This window comes from Streptomyces sp. WM6386, from assembly GCF_000972385.1.
Lineage (GTDB): Bacteria > Actinomycetota > Actinomycetes > Streptomycetales > Streptomycetaceae > Streptomyces.
In genome coordinates this window covers 119,564-134,432 of record NZ_JXTE01000014.1, presented here as the reverse complement: position 1 = coordinate 134,432, position 14,869 = coordinate 119,564, and the positions used below count along the sequence as shown (strand labels likewise).

Annotated in this window: 18 protein-coding genes and 1 pseudogene; 9 read left to right on the top strand and 10 right to left on the bottom strand. The window is 70.3% G+C overall.

The genetic code is table 11. The features are described from left to right. Positions 1 to 99, top strand: a pseudogene (locus tag TN53_RS44860) (electron transfer flavoprotein subunit alpha/FixB family protein); the annotation flags it as partial. A gap of 86 nt (positions 100 to 185) precedes the next feature. On the opposite strand, the gene TN53_RS11810 reads toward TN53_RS44860, so the two are convergent. Then, positions 186 to 1,352 (bottom strand): acyl-CoA dehydrogenase family protein, encoded by a 1,167-nt coding sequence (locus TN53_RS11810; protein WP_046258452.1) that lies wholly within the window; start codon positions 1,350 to 1,352, stop codon positions 186 to 188. A gap of 75 nt (positions 1,353 to 1,427) precedes the next feature. Between TN53_RS11810 and TN53_RS11805 the strand changes: the two genes are divergently transcribed. Both TN53_RS11805 and TN53_RS11800 read left to right on the top strand, forming a co-directional pair. Next, positions 1,428 to 2,912 (top strand): class I adenylate-forming enzyme family protein, encoded by a 1,485-nt coding sequence (locus TN53_RS11805; protein ID WP_046258451.1) that lies wholly within the window; start codon positions 1,428 to 1,430, stop codon positions 2,910 to 2,912. 6 nt (positions 2,913 to 2,918) lie between these two features. Further along, the gene (locus tag TN53_RS11800) at positions 2,919 to 3,683 is read left to right on the top strand and encodes an SDR family NAD(P)-dependent oxidoreductase (RefSeq protein WP_046258450.1); all 765 of its coding nucleotides are present in this window, start codon (positions 2,919 to 2,921) and stop codon (positions 3,681 to 3,683) included. Here TN53_RS11800 and TN53_RS11795 read toward each other — a convergent pair. The 6 genes from TN53_RS11795 to TN53_RS11770 all read right to left on the bottom strand — a co-directional run bounded on the left by TN53_RS11795 (position 3,667) and on the right by TN53_RS11770 (position 8,271). Further along, positions 3,667 to 4,065, bottom strand: coding sequence for an Imm7 family immunity protein (locus TN53_RS11795; protein ID WP_046258449.1), 399 nt, complete (start codon positions 4,063 to 4,065; stop codon positions 3,667 to 3,669). The genes TN53_RS11800 and TN53_RS11795 overlap by 17 nt on opposite strands. A 30-nt stretch (positions 4,066 to 4,095) precedes the next feature. Then, the gene (locus tag TN53_RS11790) at positions 4,096 to 5,355 is read right to left on the bottom strand and encodes a metal-dependent hydrolase family protein (RefSeq protein ID WP_046258448.1); all 1,260 of its coding nucleotides are present in this window, start codon (positions 5,353 to 5,355) and stop codon (positions 4,096 to 4,098) included. Further along, the gene (locus TN53_RS11785; protein ID WP_046258447.1) at positions 5,355 to 5,687 is read right to left on the bottom strand and encodes a hypothetical protein; all 333 of its coding nucleotides are present in this window, start codon (positions 5,685 to 5,687) and stop codon (positions 5,355 to 5,357) included. Before TN53_RS11785 ends, TN53_RS11790 begins: the two co-directional genes overlap by 1 nt. Before the next feature lie 11 nt (positions 5,688 to 5,698). Then, the gene (locus tag TN53_RS11780) at positions 5,699 to 6,970 is read right to left on the bottom strand and encodes an aromatic ring-hydroxylating oxygenase subunit alpha (RefSeq protein ID WP_046258446.1); all 1,272 of its coding nucleotides are present in this window, start codon (positions 6,968 to 6,970) and stop codon (positions 5,699 to 5,701) included. An 87-nt stretch (positions 6,971 to 7,057) separates the two neighbouring features. Next, positions 7,058 to 7,903 (bottom strand): NAD(P)-dependent oxidoreductase, encoded by an 846-nt coding sequence (locus TN53_RS11775; protein WP_199924555.1) that lies wholly within the window; start codon positions 7,901 to 7,903, stop codon positions 7,058 to 7,060. Then, positions 7,900 to 8,271 (bottom strand): carboxymuconolactone decarboxylase family protein, encoded by a 372-nt coding sequence (locus TN53_RS11770; protein WP_046258445.1) that lies wholly within the window; start codon positions 8,269 to 8,271, stop codon positions 7,900 to 7,902. Before TN53_RS11770 ends, TN53_RS11775 begins: the two co-directional genes overlap by 4 nt. A gap of 126 nt (positions 8,272 to 8,397) precedes the next feature. Here TN53_RS11770 and TN53_RS11765 point away from each other — a divergent pair, with 126 nt between their 5' ends. The 3 genes from TN53_RS11765 to TN53_RS11755 are packed head-to-tail and all read left to right on the top strand — an operon-like array spanning position 8,398 to position 10,190. Then, positions 8,398 to 9,675: a cytochrome P450 gene (locus TN53_RS11765; protein ID WP_046258444.1), complete on the top strand. Its 1,278-nt coding sequence runs from the start codon at positions 8,398 to 8,400 to the stop codon at positions 9,673 to 9,675. Then, positions 9,675 to 9,863: a ferredoxin gene (locus TN53_RS11760; protein WP_046258443.1), complete on the top strand. Its 189-nt coding sequence runs from the start codon at positions 9,675 to 9,677 to the stop codon at positions 9,861 to 9,863. Before TN53_RS11765 ends, TN53_RS11760 begins: the two co-directional genes overlap by 1 nt. Before the next feature lie 21 nt (positions 9,864 to 9,884). Next, positions 9,885 to 10,190, top strand: coding sequence for a DUF1330 domain-containing protein (locus TN53_RS11755; protein ID WP_046258442.1), 306 nt, complete (start codon positions 9,885 to 9,887; stop codon positions 10,188 to 10,190). Here the strand turns inward: TN53_RS11755 and TN53_RS11750 are convergent. From TN53_RS11750 to TN53_RS11740, 3 genes are read right to left on the bottom strand one after another with little or no spacing between them, the layout of a single operon-like run. Then, positions 10,174 to 10,998 (bottom strand): SDR family oxidoreductase, encoded by an 825-nt coding sequence (locus TN53_RS11750; RefSeq protein ID WP_046258441.1) that lies wholly within the window; start codon positions 10,996 to 10,998, stop codon positions 10,174 to 10,176. The genes TN53_RS11755 and TN53_RS11750 overlap by 17 nt on opposite strands. Continuing rightward, positions 10,995 to 11,447, bottom strand: coding sequence for a VOC family protein (locus TN53_RS11745; protein ID WP_046258440.1), 453 nt, complete (start codon positions 11,445 to 11,447; stop codon positions 10,995 to 10,997). Before TN53_RS11745 ends, TN53_RS11750 begins: the two co-directional genes overlap by 4 nt. Continuing rightward, entirely contained in the window at positions 11,444 to 12,097 is a 654-nt protein-coding gene (locus tag TN53_RS11740) for a TetR/AcrR family transcriptional regulator (protein WP_046258439.1), read from the bottom strand. The genes TN53_RS11745 and TN53_RS11740 overlap by 4 nt, the downstream gene beginning before the upstream one ends. A gap of 37 nt (positions 12,098 to 12,134) precedes the next feature. Here TN53_RS11740 and TN53_RS11735 point away from each other — a divergent pair, with 37 nt between their 5' ends. From TN53_RS11735 to TN53_RS11725, 3 genes are read left to right on the top strand one after another with little or no spacing between them, the layout of a single operon-like run. Then, on the top strand, positions 12,135 to 13,421 hold the full coding sequence (locus TN53_RS11735; RefSeq protein WP_046258438.1) for an acyl-CoA dehydrogenase family protein: 1,287 nt from the start codon (positions 12,135 to 12,137) through the stop codon (positions 13,419 to 13,421). After that, on the top strand, positions 13,421 to 14,443 hold the full coding sequence (locus TN53_RS11730; RefSeq protein WP_046258437.1) for a phosphotransferase family protein: 1,023 nt from the start codon (positions 13,421 to 13,423) through the stop codon (positions 14,441 to 14,443). The genes TN53_RS11735 and TN53_RS11730 overlap by 1 nt, the downstream gene beginning before the upstream one ends. A 15-nt stretch (positions 14,444 to 14,458) precedes the next feature. Then, entirely contained in the window at positions 14,459 to 14,863 is a 405-nt protein-coding gene (locus TN53_RS11725; protein WP_046258436.1) for a DUF6336 family protein, read from the top strand. Positions 14,864 to 14,869: the final 6 nt, after the last annotated feature.

Genomic DNA, 14,869 nt, shown 5'->3' with positions numbered 1-14,869 from the left:
GAGGCCCCGATCTTCGACCTCGTCGACTACGGCGTCGTCGGCGACCTCTTCGACGTCGTCCCCGCCCTCACCGAGGAGATCAACACCCGCAAGGGCTGACGTGGTTGTGCACCGAGGGGGTGGCTGCGGCATCTGTCAGCCACCCCCGGCGGCGGTGGTCGTGGGGGCCGTCGCGCTGTGACGTGTCAGTACGACCTCGGCAGTCCCAGCACGTGCTGGGACACGTAGTTGAGCACCATCTCCTGGCTGACCGGGGCGAGCCGCAGCAGCCGGGACTCCCGGAAGTACCGCTCGACGTGGTACTCACGGGCGTACCCCATGCCTCCCAGGGTCTGCACCGCGCGGTCGGCGGCCTGGAAGCCCGCGTCGGCGCACAGGAACTTGGCCATGTTGGCCTCGCGTCCGCACTTCAGGCCCCGGTCGTAGCGCCAGGCCGCGTTGCGGGCCATGAGCCGGGCCGCGTCGAGCCGGGTGAGGGCCTCGGCGAGGGGGAAGGCGATGCCCTGGTTCTGGCCGATGGGGCGGCCGAAGACGACACGGTCGCGGGCGTACCGGGTCGCGGCGTCCAGTGCCGCCCTGCCGAGGCCGAGGGCTTCGTGGGCGAGCAGGATGCGCTCCGGGTTGAGCCCGTCGAGCAGATAGCGGAAGCCCTCGCCCTCCTCGCCTATCCGCGCGCCCACCGGGACGCGCAGTCCGTCGATGAAGATCTCGTTGGACGCCACGGCGTTGCGGCCCATCTTGGGGATCGGCCGGACGTCCATGGCCGTGCGGTCCACGTCGACGAGGAAGACGGAGATGCCCTTGGTCGGTTTGTCGACCTCCTCGCGCGGGGTGGTGCGGGCGAGGAGGACCATCTTCTGGGAGTCTCCGGCCTTGGTGATCCAGATCTTGCGGCCGTCGATCACATAGTGGTCGCCGTCGCGGCGGGCGAATGTGGAGATGCTGGTGGTGTCGGTGCCGGCGTCGGGTTCGGTGACACCGAAGCAGACGTGCAGGTCGCCCGAGACGGCATGCGGCAGGATCTCGCGGCGGAGTTCCTCACTGCCGTGCTTCGCCAGGACGTTGAGGCCGAAGATGGTCAGGTGCATGGTGCTGCAGCCGTTCATGCCGGCGCCTGAGGCCGCCACCTCCTCGAGCAGCAGCGAGGCCTCCAGGACGCCGAGTCCTCCCCCGCCGTACTCCTCGGGGACGGCGATGCCCAGCCATCCGGCCTTGGCGAAGGCGTCGTAGAAGCTCCAGGGGAACTCCGCGCACTCGTCCCGTTCGGCCCAGTACTCGGGTCCGAAGGACGCGGCCAGTTCGCGGACGCCCGCCTGGATGTCCTCCTGCTGCTCGGTGAGCTCGAAATCCACGGACGCTCCCTGGAGAATGTGGTTTCCCTGTAAGTAGAATATCGTTCGCGCTCGTCTCGAAAGGAAGACCTCCTCTTGAACATCGCGATGTTGCTCGACATGGCCGTGGCCGGCGATCCGGACCGGGTGGCGGTCGGCCCGCGCGACTCCGGTATGACCTGTGCGCGGCTGCGACGGGCCGCGGCGGGTGTCGCGTCCGTCGTCCACCGCAGCGGCGCCCGGGAGTTGGTGTTCGCGGGGGTCAACGGGCCTGCCTTCACCGTGTTGTTGCTCGGTGCCGCGCTGGCAGGTGTGCCACTGGTGCCGGTCAACTACCGGTTGTCGAAGGCGGCGTTGGCCGGTCTGCTCAAGCACACCGGGAAACCTCTGGTGGTCGCCGACGAAGAGCTTGCCGGAGCGTTCCCGGGTCTCGATGTCCGTACCCCCGAAGCCCTTCTGGCCCAGGGGCTGGCGGCGGAGCCGGTCGAGGGCCGGGAGGCGGACGCGGACGACCCGGCCGTGCTGCTGTTCACGAGCGGGACGACTGCCGCACCGAAGGCGGCGGTTCTGCGTCATCGGCATCTGAGCAGTTACGTCCTGCAGACCGTGGAGTTCGGCTCCGCGTCCCCGGACGACGCCGTGCTGGCCAGTGTGCCGCCGTACCACGTGGCGGGCGTCGGCTCCGTGCTCAGCAACCTCTACGCGGGGCGGCGCATGGTGCATCTCGGCGCCTTCGAACCCGGGGCCTGGCTGCGGCTGGTGCGCTCCGAAGGGGTCACGTCCGCCATGGTCGTACCGACCATGCTGGCCCGAGTCGTCGAGCATCTGGACGGGCGGCCGGCCGAGGTGCCGACGCTGCGGTCGCTGGCGTACGGCGGGGCCCGGATGCCGCACACCGTGCTGGAGGCCGCTCTGCGGGCCTTCCCGGACACCGGGTTCACCAACGCCTACGGCCTGACCGAGACCAGTTCGACCATCGCGCTGCTGGGCCCCGAGGACCACCGGGCCGCCCTGTCCTGCGCCGATCCGACCGAGCGGGCACGACTGCGGTCGGCCGGACGCATGGTGCCGGGGGTCGAGGCGGAGATCCGGGACGCGTCGGGAGCCGCCCAACCTGCCGGTGTGGCGGGCGAGTTGTGGGTGCGCGGACCGCAGGTGTCCGGGGAGTACATGGGGGACGCCACACTCCCGGCGCCGGACGGCTGGTTCCACACGCGCGATCTCGCCCACTTCGACGACGACGGCTACCTGTTCATCGAGGGCCGCGCCGACGACACCATCATCCGGGGCGGGGAGAACATCGCCCCGGCCGAGGTCGAGGACGTGCTGCTGCGGCATGCCGCCGTACGCGAGGCCGCGGTGGTGGGGGTGCCGGACGAGGAATGGGGTGAGCGGATCGCCGCGTTCGTGGTCACCCACGCGGGGGCGAGCGTCGACGCGGATGCGCTGCGCGCCTGGGTGCGTGCCCGGCTGCGGGGCTCCAAGACACCGGACGTGGTCGTCTTCCGCGACGAACTCCCGTACACCCCCACCGGAAAGCTCCTGCGGCGCCGGCTGCTGACGACGCTACGGAAAGGCTGATCGCCCATGACCTCCTTCACGGAACTCCATGACCTGACCGGCAAGGTGGCCGTGGTCACCGGCGGGTCGCGCGGCATCGGCCGGGCCATCGTGCAGACCCTCGCGGAGGCCGGCGCCGATGTCGTCGTCGCCTCCCGCAAGGTCGAGGCGTGCCGGGCGGTGGCCGAGGAGGTACGGGCGTCCACCGGGCGGCGGGCGGTGGGCGTCGCCTGCCATGTGGGCCGGTGGGACGACTGCGAGCGGCTGGTCGCCGAGACGGTCGAGGAGTTCGGCGGCCTCGACGTGCTGGTCAACAACGCGGGCATGTCGCCGTTGTACGAGAGTCTCGACACGGTCAGCGAGGAGCTCTACGACAAGACCCTCGCGGTGAATCTGAAGGGACCGTTCCGGCTCGCGGTACTGGCCGCCAAGCACATGGCGGACCACGGGGGCGGGTCCGTCATCAACATCGGCACCGCGGGGTCGCTGCTGGCGAGCGTCCACGAACTGCCGTACGCCTGCGCCAAGGCGGGCCTCAACGCCCTCACCATCGGTCTCGCGGAGGCGTACGCGCCCAAGGTCCGGGTCAACGCCATTCTTCCGGGGCCGGTCCGTACCGGCGCGCACAAGGAGTGGGAGGCGGCCGACTTCGACGCTTCGTTCGTGCCGCTGGGGCGGCTGGGGCAGCCGGACGACGTGGCCCCGCTGGCCCTGCACTTCGCCAGCCGGGCGTCGAGTTTCACCACCGGGGCGATCGTGCGGGTGGATGGGGGGATCACGCGGAAGGTGTGAAGGGGTCCTCCAGCACGGGGATGCACGGTGACAGCAGCGTCTCCGTGTCCTCGGCCACCCGGCCACGGACCAGCCGCAGGACCCGGAACTCGTTCTCGCGGCCCGGGTCCTCGTCGTCCCACAGGTGCAGCAGACCGTAGGAGCCGGGAGCCCGCTGTCCGACCTCGCGGAAGAACGCAGGGATCTTTGGGTCATGGTGGTTGCGGAAGCCCCCGAGGTGGATGAACGCCTCTCCGTTCATCCACCTCAGGTCGAGCAGGTACGGGCTGTCGAGCTCCCGGATGCGCGCCGCGATGCCGTCGACGATCTCCTGGAGCCGGGCGTCGTCGTCATCGTCCTCGGCGGTCTCGCGGACCGTGATCCAGCCGTGGTATTCGAACACGCCGGGCAGACTACCCGCGCGCGGCGAGCCTCAGCCTGCCGTGTCCTCGTGCCGGTACACCTGGCCGCCCTTCATCACGAACCGGACGTCCTCGGTCACGCCGATGTCCGTCAGGGGGTCGCCCGGGACGGCGATCACGTCGGCCAGGAGGCCCGGTTCCAGGCGGCCCCGGTCGTCCGCGTCGATCAGGTCGGCGGCTACCGTCGTCGCGGCGCGGATGGCTGCCAGGGGGGTCATGCCTCGGTCGACCAACGCCAGCAGTTCCTTCGCTCCCCTGCCGTGCGGGACCGCCGGGGCGTCCGTCCCGCAGGCGATACGCACGCCCCGTTCGATGGCGCGGCTGATCGTCGCCTTGGCGCGGGGGAACACGTCGGCGGCCTTGGCCTGGAGTTCGGGTGCTGCCTTGGAGACGTCCATGCCGTCGGCTATGTACGTGGTGGCCACCAGGAACGTGCCCCGCTCCACCATCAGGTCCAGGACCTCGTCGCTCGCCAGGAAGCCGTGCTCGATGCAGTCGATGCCCGCGTCCAGCGCGGCCCGGACCGCCTTGTCTCCCATACAGTGGGCCGCCACTTTCAGACCGGCCCGGTGCGCCTCGTCGGCTATCGCCCGCAGTTCCTCGTCGGAGTACTGCTGGGCACCGGCCGGGCCCGTGTGGGACATGACGCCGTTGGACGCGCACACCTTGATGACCCGGGCGCCGTGCTTGATCTGGTAGCGGACCGCCTTGCGCACCTCGTCGACGCCGTTGGCGATCCCCTCCTCGACGGTGAGGGGCATGATGTGCGGGGCGAACGCCTGGAACATCGTCGGGTCCAGGTGACCGCCGGTCGGGGTGATGGCGTGGCCCGCCGGGACGACCCTCGGCCCCTCGATCCAGCCGAGATCGATCGCCTTCTTCAGGGCCACGTCCAGCAACAGCCCACCCGTCTGCACGAACAGACCGAGGTTCCGTACGGTCGTGAAGCCCGAGCGGAGCGTCCGGCGGGCATTGGCCACGGCACGGAGGGTGCGTACGGCCGGGTCGTCCTGGACCGCGTTCAGCGGGCTGCGGTGGTCGGGGCCGCCGAGCAGGAGGTTGACCTCCATGTCCATCAGGCCCGGCAGGAGGGTGAGGTCGCCGAGGTCGATCTCCACGGCGTCCTCGGGGACCGTCGTCGGGGCGATCGCGGTGATGCGGTCGCCCTCGATCAACAGGTCACCCGGCTCGACGAGTTCCCCCTTGTCGACGGCGAGCATCCGGGCGCTGCGGAGACGGACGGGTGGCTGAGGGGTGCGGGGGCGGGGCATCAGACGGCCGGCTCGACCACGGCGTCGATGCTCGCGGGTCCGGTGTCGGGGACCTTGGGCTGACGCCAGGCCTCCACCGAGAAGGCGACGGTCACCAGCGCGCAGAACAGCCACAGCAGATGCTTGTCCGGCTCGGAGATGTCCTGCATCGATACGTTCTGGAGATACTCCGTGCCGCCCTTCAGCAGCGGGAACGCCGTGTCGTAGAAGGCGTCGAGCTCATCCATGGTGGAGGCGATCCGCTTGGCGTAGCGGGCCTTCTCGGTCGGCACCGCCCAGTCGGCGAACGGCTCCAGGGCGGCGAACTCGGGCGGGAAGACGGCAGTGGGCATGTTCGGTCTCCTCAAGACGCGGTGCGCTGCTCGTGGTCGCTGACGTACTGGCGGGCGGTCTGGTGCAGATGCCGGAGCAGGACCTCCTGGTCGTTGAGCGGGAACTCGCTCACCGCGCGCGACTCGAGCATCGTCTGCGTCGCCTCCAGGGTGTTGCCGTCCTGGAGGCCGTACTCCTTGAACGAGACGACGGCCAGCTCCTGCTGGAGGCGCTGGAAGGCGTTCTGCGGCGGGACGAAGTAGCAGGTCGCCTCGAAGATGTGGGTGTTGTAGGCGGTCGGCCAGTAGTGGTAGGTGAGCACCCAGTTGGGCCGCCAGACCAACAGCATGAAGTTGGGGAAGAAGACGAAGGAATCCATGCCCCAGCGCTTGTCGCGGGTCGGGTTGATGGCCGACGGCAGGTCCGCCGTCTCCACACCGATGTCCGGCGCCTCCCACGGGCCGAACAGACCGCTGCGCAGGGCGCCTTCGATGGGCTTGACCATCGCGCGGTCGTGCGGCGGGGCGATGCCGCCCCACGAGGAGACCATGCTGTGCGGGCCGTCGATGCCGTAGTGCAGCGCCTCGTAGCCGTACTTCTGGATCTTGCGGGCCTCGTCGGAGGTGTACTGGCCCGCGTGCAGGATCGGCGCGTGGTAGAACTCGGCGAACGCGTCGATGAAGAGCTTCCAGTTGGCGCCGATCTCGGCCCGGTACTTGTGGGCCTGCGTCATCTTGTGGAACGGATAGCCCTCGATGCCGTGGGCGAACTCGCCCAGGTACTCCCGTAGCGGGGTGGTGTTCTCGGGGTCGAGGTTCACGAAGACGAACCCCTCCCACACCTCCGCCTGCACCTGCTTCAGCCCGTAACTCGACTTGTCGAGGTCGAAGAACTCCTGCTCCTGCTGGACGAAGGCGAGCTTGCCCTCCAGGTCGTAGCGCCAGGCGTGGTACTTGCAGGTGAACTGGCGGCAGACCCCGCTGGTCTCCTCGCGCGGGAAGTCGTTCCACACGAGCTTGTTGCCGCGGTGCCGGCACACGTTGTGGAAGGCGCGCACCTCGTCGTCCGTGCCGCGGGCGACGATGACCGAGGTGCGGGCCGCGTCCAGCTCCTTGGTGAAGAAGCTGCCCCGCTTGGGGAGTTGCTCCACGCGGCCGACGTTCAGCCAGGTCCGCCGGAAGATCGCGTCCCGCTCGCGTTCGTAGTGCTCGGGCGAGATCGAGTCCTCGTAACTGACCGGCTCCGTGCCGATCTTGAGGTGCTCGGTCCAGCTGCCCGCTTCGGGCTTCTTGAAGTGCGCCATGGGGTCTGGTCCTCCAGTCGGCTGTACGGAGGAACGATAATCTCAGTCTCTCCGTACGAGAATGCTATTCTCGCCCGCGTCGGAGCGTCAAGAACCCTCCACGTACGGATAGATCCGGGTGAAGTCGGCACCCCTCTCGACCCGCGCGAACCGCTCCCACAGCGCCCCGACCGCGTCCCCGATCGACCCCGGGCCGGTGCCCGCCTCCCGCAGATAGAGCTGTACGTCCTTGCTCATCAGGGAGTTGGTGAAGCCTGCGGCGTAGCGGCCGGTCAGGACATGGCGGGGGAACTTGTCCTCGGTGGCGGCGCTGCGGCCGCTCGATCCGTTCAGCACGTCGAGCATGGTGGCCATGTCGAGGCCGGCCGCCAGTCCGAAGGCGACGGCCTCACTCGTGGCGGCGAGGGTCGTGGCGGAGAGGAAGTTGTTGGCGAGCTTGAGCGCCTGGGCCATGCCGGGGCGCGCGCCGACCCGATGCCGGCGGTCGCTCAGACCGGCCAGCACCTCCTCGACCTGGGAGCAGTCGTCGTCGGAGCCCGCGTACATCACGGTGAGGGTGCGGGCCCGTGCTCCGGCGACGCCGCCCGACACCGGGGCGTCGACATAGCCGACCTTCTCCCCGGCGAGCAGTTCGGCCACGGCCCGGGCCGCGCTCACGCCGACGGTCGAGGTGTCCACGACGTGACGGACGCGTCGGCCCTCGGCGGCGAGGAGCTCGCGGGCGACCTGCTCGCAGGCGGTGCCGTCGGGGAGGCTGAGCACCAACACATCGGTGCTGCGGGCGACTTCGGCCACGTCAGGGGCGTAGACGGCCCCTTCGGGTGCGCGCTGCGGGCCGAGGGTGTCGTGGGCCACCACCTCATGGCCTGTGGCGACGAGGTTCGCGGCCAGGACGCCGCCCATGTTGCCGAGGCCCACGAACCCGACGGTCACCTCTGCCTCCGTACGGCCGTGACGACCCGGCGGGCCGAACTCCCCGCCGGTGCACCGGCGTAGGCGGCGATCTGGAACAGCAGCTCGTCGACCTCGGCGTCGCTCACACCGGCACGCGGTGCGCTCTCCGCGTGGATGCGGAACTCCTCCATACGGCCGAGTGCGGCGGTCATCGCCAGGACGAGGAGGCTGCGATCACGTGAGCTCAGGCCACCGCGGGTCCAGACGCCCCACGCCGTCGCGGTGAGGTAGTCCTCGAACTCGCCGGCCACGGGGTCGGGGTCGGCGGTGGCGCCGTCGACATGGGCGTCGCCGAGCACCGCACGACGCATCCCGCGGGCGGCGCTCAGCGCCTCGGACTCTTCCATAGGTCTCCCTGGGTCACTGTATGAGAATGGCGCTCTCGGAAACGTACATCCAAGATTCCACCAAATGGAGAATTGTGCTACCGTCCCTCGGCGTCAGGGCCCTGACCGACAGAGAGCCGAGCAGACGTGGACGACTTCGAGGCGATCGACTTCTTCCGGGACGAGGCGCTCGTCGCGGACCCCTATCCCTACTTCGAGGCGCTGCGCGGGCGGTGTCCCGTGCAGCGCGAGAGCCATCACGACGTGGTGATGGTGACCGGGTACGAAGAGGCGTCGCAGGTCTACAACGACACGGACGCCTTCTCCGCCTGCGTCTCCGTCAGCGGCCCCTTCCCGGGCTTCCCGGTGCCGCTGGAGGGCGACGACATCAGCGGGCTCATCGAGCGGCACCGCGCCGAGCTTCCGATGAGCGACCAGCTGCCCACCCTCGATCCGCCCACGCACACGGACCATCGCGCCCTGTTGATGCGGCTGATCACGCCGAAGCGCCTCAAGGAGAACGAGGCGTCCATGTGGCACCTCGCCGACGCTCTCCTGGACACGTATCTCGCCCCGGGCGAAGGGGAGTTCATCGGCGGTTTCGCCGGACCCTTCACCCTGCTGGTCATCGCCGACCTGCTCGGCGTGCCCGAGGAGGACCGCCAGGAGTTCATGGCGAAGCTCCAGCGGCGGCCTCAGGACGAGGCCGGGATCGGCAGCACGGGCGACGACACGATGGGCCACTCCCCGCTGGAGTATCTGTACGGCCGCTTCACGGCGTACGTCGAGGAGCGCCGCCGCGCACCGCGTGCGGACGTGCTGACGGGTCTGGCCACCGCGACCTTCCCGGACGGCTCGACACCCGAGGTCGCCGACGTGGTCCGGGTCGCCGCCAACCTCTTCGCGGCGGGCCAGGAGACCACCGTCCGCCTGCTCAGCGCGGCGCTGCGGCTGATCGCCGAACAGCCCGACCTGCAACGGCTGTTGCGTACCGAACGCGACCGCATCCCGAACTTCATCGAGGAGACCCTGCGCATCGAGAGCCCGGTCAAGGGCGACTTCCGGCTGTCGAAGGTACCGACCACGGTCGGCGGGGTCGCGCTCCCGGCTGGCACCACGGTGATGGTGCTCAACGGCGCCGCGAACCGCGATCCGCGCCAGTTCGAGAACCCGGCCGCCTTCGACGTCGCCCGGGCGAACGTGCGACGGCACATGGCCTTCGGCCGCGGTGTCCACGCCTGCCCGGGCGCCCCGCTGGCCCGCGCCGAGGCCCGGGTGACCATCGAACGACTGCTGGACCGCACCTCGGACATCCGTATCTCCGAACGAGCGCACGGACCGGCCGACGCCCGCCGCTACCAGTACGTCCCGACCTTCATCCTGCGCGGACTCACCCACCTCGGCCTGGAGTGGAGCGAGTCCTGATGCAGGTCACCGTGGACGACGACCGCTGCCGGGGACACGGTGTGTGCTGCTCGCTCTGCCCCGAGGTGTTCGACATCGGCGACGACGGCTACGCCGTGGTCGAGACCCCGGACGTCCCCGCCGAGTTCGAGGACGTCGTGCGCTCCGCCGCCGGGATGTGTCCCGAACGCGCCATCAGCGTCAGCTGACTTCGAGCTTCGAGGAGAGCCATGCCGAAGGCCTACGTCATCGTGACCGAGGCCATCAAGGACCCGGCCGGCATGGCCGCGTACGGCCGCGCCGCCGGGCCCTCGCTGGCCGAGAGCGGGGCCGCCGTGCTGGCCGCCGACCCCTCGCCCCAGGTCCTCGAGGGCGAGTGGCACGGCGACCGGACCGTCGTCCTCGAATTCGAGTCGGTGGAAGCGGCCCGCGCCTGGTACGCGTCGCCCGCGTACGGGAAGGCGAAGCCGCTGCGGCAGGCGGCGGCCGAGTCCCACGCCGTGATCGTGACCGGCTTCGTCATGCCCGGCGCGTAGCCAGGGCCGCGCACACCCCGCCGTCCGCGAGCACGTCCACGCCGGTCAGGAACGACGCCTCGTCGGAGAGCAGGAAGGCGACGACGGAGGCGAGTTCCTCCGGTCGTCCCTCGCGGCCGAGGGCCGACCCGTCCACGAGCGCCTTCATCGACGGATGGTGCTCCGCCTCCCGCAGTCCCTGCGGGGTGGCGACGATGCCGGGCGACACCGAGCAGACGCGTGCGCCGACGGGTCCGACGCGCATGGCCTCCCGCTGGACCAAGCGGTGGACACCGCGCTTGGCCCAGGAATAGGCGACGCCCGGATCCTCGACGGCGGGGCCGAGGGCGGCGTGCAGACGGTCCGGGAAATCCGCGGCGAGCGGGTCCGCCAGGGCCGCGTCCGCCGCCGGGTCCGGCTCGGGGATGCCGATGTGCGCCGCCATCGAGGCGAAGCACACGGTCGCCGTCCCGGCGGTGGCGAGCGGGCGCAGCGCCTCGGCCAGGAGAGCCGTGCCGACGAGGTCCACGGTGAGGATCCGGCGCCAGTCGGCCATGGTCGGCGAGATGCCGGCGGCGTGGGCGACGGCGCGGAGGGTGCCGAGTGCGCGAGCACGGTCCGCGAGACGCGCGAGCCCTTCGCGGTCGGTGATGTCGAGGGCGTACGGCTCTACTGCCGCGCCCTGTCCCGAGAGCGCGTCGGCCGCCTCGGTCACCGTCTTCTCGTCCAGGTCGATGAGCAGCAGCCGGTCAACCGTGCCGGTGAGCCGGCGCGCGCACTCCAGGCCCATGCCTCGGCCCGCCCCGGTCACGATCCCCACCGTCGTCATGACGCCACCCCTTGGCTCGCCCAGAACTGCTCCAGCACCGGCTGGAGTTCACGGCTCACGAGCTCGACGAGCGGTCCGGTGCCGCTGCGGTGGAAGGCCCAGTACGGCGTGCCGTCGGGCCGTCTGCCCATGGCCTCGGCCCCGTAGCCGTACCGGGCGAGCTCCGCGGAGTCGGCTGCCACGTCGTCGGACCAGTACCCCAGGTGGTGGACGCCCGAGCCCGGCTCCCACAGTGTGCCCGGGATGCTCCGCACGAGCTCCAGACGGGGTGTGGTCGTCGAGTACACGTTCCTGAGGTCGAGCACGGTGTCCCCGGCCGGCAGGGTCACCTTCACTTCCGCGCCCGTCTCGGCGCACCACTCGTAGCCGAACACGGCCGACAGCTCGGCCGCCGCGGCGGCGAGGTCGTCGACGACTATCCCGATGTGGAACTGATCGGCGGCCTTCATGGGCCCACCTCCTGATCGACGCTGCGGAGCAGAAACCGTGTGATGTGGTCGACGTCGGCCGCCGTGGGCCGCTCGCGTCGCCACAGGTGGTCCGCGAGCCCGCCCACGGTCGCGTGGGCGGCCAGGGACGCGTCCAGGTCCGGGTCGGTGCTGCCGAGTTCGGCATACGGCTCGCGCAGCAGGGTCGCGAGCAGGCCGGCGGCGGTCGGGGGGCCGGCGAGGAAGCCCTCGGCGACCGTGCCCGCATTCCACATCACGGCGAGTGTCGTCGCCGCGGTGTCCTCGTCCATGGCCTGGGAGAGGACACCCTCGACCCAGCTGCGGACCTTGCCCCTGGGCGTGGACTGCTTGGCCATCCGGTGGGCGATGTAGCCGCACAGCCGCTCGGCGCCGTCTTCCATGAGCGCGGCGACCAGGGCGTCCTTCGAGCGGAAGTGCCGGTAGAACGCCTCGTTCGAGAGTCCGGCCGCCGCCACGATGTCCGCGACCCGCGGCCGAGAGGCCGTGCCGCGGTCGCGCATCACCTCCAGCGCCGCGCCGAGGAGGGCGCGCACCTCGCTCGCGTAGTGGGCTCCCCGACCGGCCAGCGCGCGCTGCGCGATGCGGTCGGCAACGCCGTTCCGTGGATGGGGAATTGTATTCTCCTTCATGAGAACGCTATTCTGACAGCCGCCGGAAGGAGACACAATGTCGTGGGACTTCGAAACCGAACCCGAATTTCAGGCACAGCTCGACTGGGCGGACCGCTTCGTGCGGGAGGAGGTCGAACCCCTTGATCTCCTGTGGGACGGCCTGCAGTTCACCCCGCCCGACGAGAACCTCCGCCGGGTCCTGGACCCGCTCAAGAAGGAAGTACGCGCCCACGGACTGTGGGCCACCCACCTCGGCCCCGACCTGGGCGGCGAGGGCCACGGACAGGTCAAGCTCTGCCTGCTCAACGAGATCCTGGGCCGCGCCTCGTGGGCGCCGATCGTCTTCGGCTGCCAGGCCCCGGACACCGGCAACGCCGAGATCCTCGCCCACTACGGCACCGAGGCGCAGAAGGAGCGGTATCTGCGGCCGCTGCTGGAGGGCGAGATCTTCTCCTGCTACTCGATGACCGAGCCGCAGGCCGGCGCGGATCCCAAGGAGTTCACCACGCGGGCGGCGCGGGACGGTGACGAGTGGGTCATCGACGGGTGGAAGTACTTCTCGTCCAACGCCAGGACCGCCGCGTTCCTCATCGTCATGGCGGTGACGGCCCCCGAGGGCGACCCGTACCAGAGCATGTCGATGTTCCTGGTCCCGGCCGACACCCCGGGGATCGTCATCGAGCGGAACGTCGCTCTCGCCGGTGAGCCGCAGGAGCGCGGCTCCCACGCACTCGTGCACTACGAGGGCGTACGGGTCCCGGCGGACGCGCTGCTCGGGGGCGAGGGCCAGGCCTTCGTGATCGCCCAGACGCGACTCGGCGGCGGCCGCATCCACCACGCGATGCGGACGATCGGGCTGACGGGCAAAGCGTTCGACATGATGTGCGAGCGGGCCCTGAGCCGGCACACCCAGGGCACTGTGCTCGCGGACAAGCAGTTCGTGCAGGGACACATAGCCGACTCGTGGGCCCAGCTCCAGCAGTTCCGGCTGGCCGTGCTGCACACCGCGTGGAAGATCGACAAGTACAACGACTACCGCAAGGTCCGCAAGGACATCGCGATGGTCAAGGTGCTGCTGCCGGGCGTCCTGCACGACATCGCGCACCGCGCCATCCAGATCCACGGCGCCCTCGGTGTGAGCGGCGACATGCCCCTGTTCCGGATGCTGCTGGGCGCGAGCGTCCTCGGTATCGCCGACGGACCGACCGAGGTGCACAAGGTGACGGTGGCCCGGCAGGTGCTGCGCGACCACAAGCCGAGCGAGGACCTGTGGCCCAGCGCCTACCTGCCCAAGCGCGTCGAAGCGGCACGCGCGAAATACGCCGACTTCCTGGAGGCCTGATGATCGACGTCGAGCGCCTGGCGGGCTGGCTGGACGAGTCCGGGCTGCCCGGGAAGGGCGAGCCGATCGAACACCGTTACGTCTCCGGCGGCGCCCAGAACGAGATCTACGAGATCCGCCGCGGCGAACTCCACTGCGCCCTGCGCATCCCGCCGACCACGGCACCGGCCGCCCGCGACGAGGGCATCTTCCGGGAATGGCGGATCATCGAGGCACTCAACGGCACGGACGTCCCGCACACCGAGGCGATCGCCGTCTGCGCGGACCCGTCCGTCCTGGGCCGCACCTTCTATCTCATGGAGTTCGTCGACGGCTGGTCGCCGATGAACGTAGGACGGGGCTGGCCGGCCCCCTTCGACTCGGACCTGGCGGCCCGGGCGGGGCTGGCGTACGCCATGACGGAGGGGGTGGCCCTGCTGTCCCGGGTGGACTGGAAGGCGAAGGGCCTGGCCGACCTCGGCCGCCCCGACGGCTTCCACGAACGCCAGGTCGACCGCTGGACGCGCTACTTGGAGCGGGTGAAGGGACGCGAGCTGCCCGGATTCGAGGTCGCGGCGGCCTGGCTGCGCGCCCACAGACCGCTCGACTACGTACCCGGCCTGATGCACGGCGACTACCAGTTCGCCAACGTCATGTACCGCCACAGCGCCCCCGCCCGCCTCGCCGCCATCGTCGACTGGGAGATGGGCACGGTGGGCGACCCCAAACTGGACCTCGCCTGGATGCTCCGCGGCTGGCCCGAGGACACGAACGCCCCCGAGGCGGCGACGGCGTCGTACGTCGACCTGACCGGCATGCCCTCCCGGGACGCCCTGGTCCAGCACTACTCCGAGGTCTCGGGCCGCCAGGTCGACGACATGGACTACTACGACGTCCTGGCCCAGTGGAAGCTGGGTGTGGTTCTTGAGCAGGGGTTCCAACGGGCCGGGGTCAACGAGAAGTTGCGGGCGTTCGGGCCGATGGTGCTGGACCTGATGAAGAGCGCGGCCGAGCTGGCGGAGACGACCCGCTACGGGGCGTGAGGTTAGAGTGCGCCCATGATCGTGGGCAGGGACGGGGTGAGGACGCCACGGCTGCGGCTGTGGGACGTGGTGCGGCGGGGTGCGCTGTATGGGGCGGGTGCCGCTGCCGTGCTGTGCCTGGGGGCATTCTTCGTGGTCGATCCGGACGACCGGGCGGCCCTCCTCGGAGCCGTGGGCTTCCTCGCCCTGGTCACAGGTGGGTTCTTCCTGGCCGGCGGCCTGTTCTTCTGGCTGTGCAGCAGGGACGACATCAGGCGCTGGCGGGACTGGCGGACGGTCAGGAGCCAGTCCGACGCAGTCACCGTGTTCGCCCCCGGCTGTGTGCGGTTCGCAGTCGCCGAGCTCGTCATCGCTCCCGCGGCGCTCGGTCTGGCCGACCTCATCGACCGCGCCTCCTACAACAGTTGGCTCAACAGCTGATGCCCC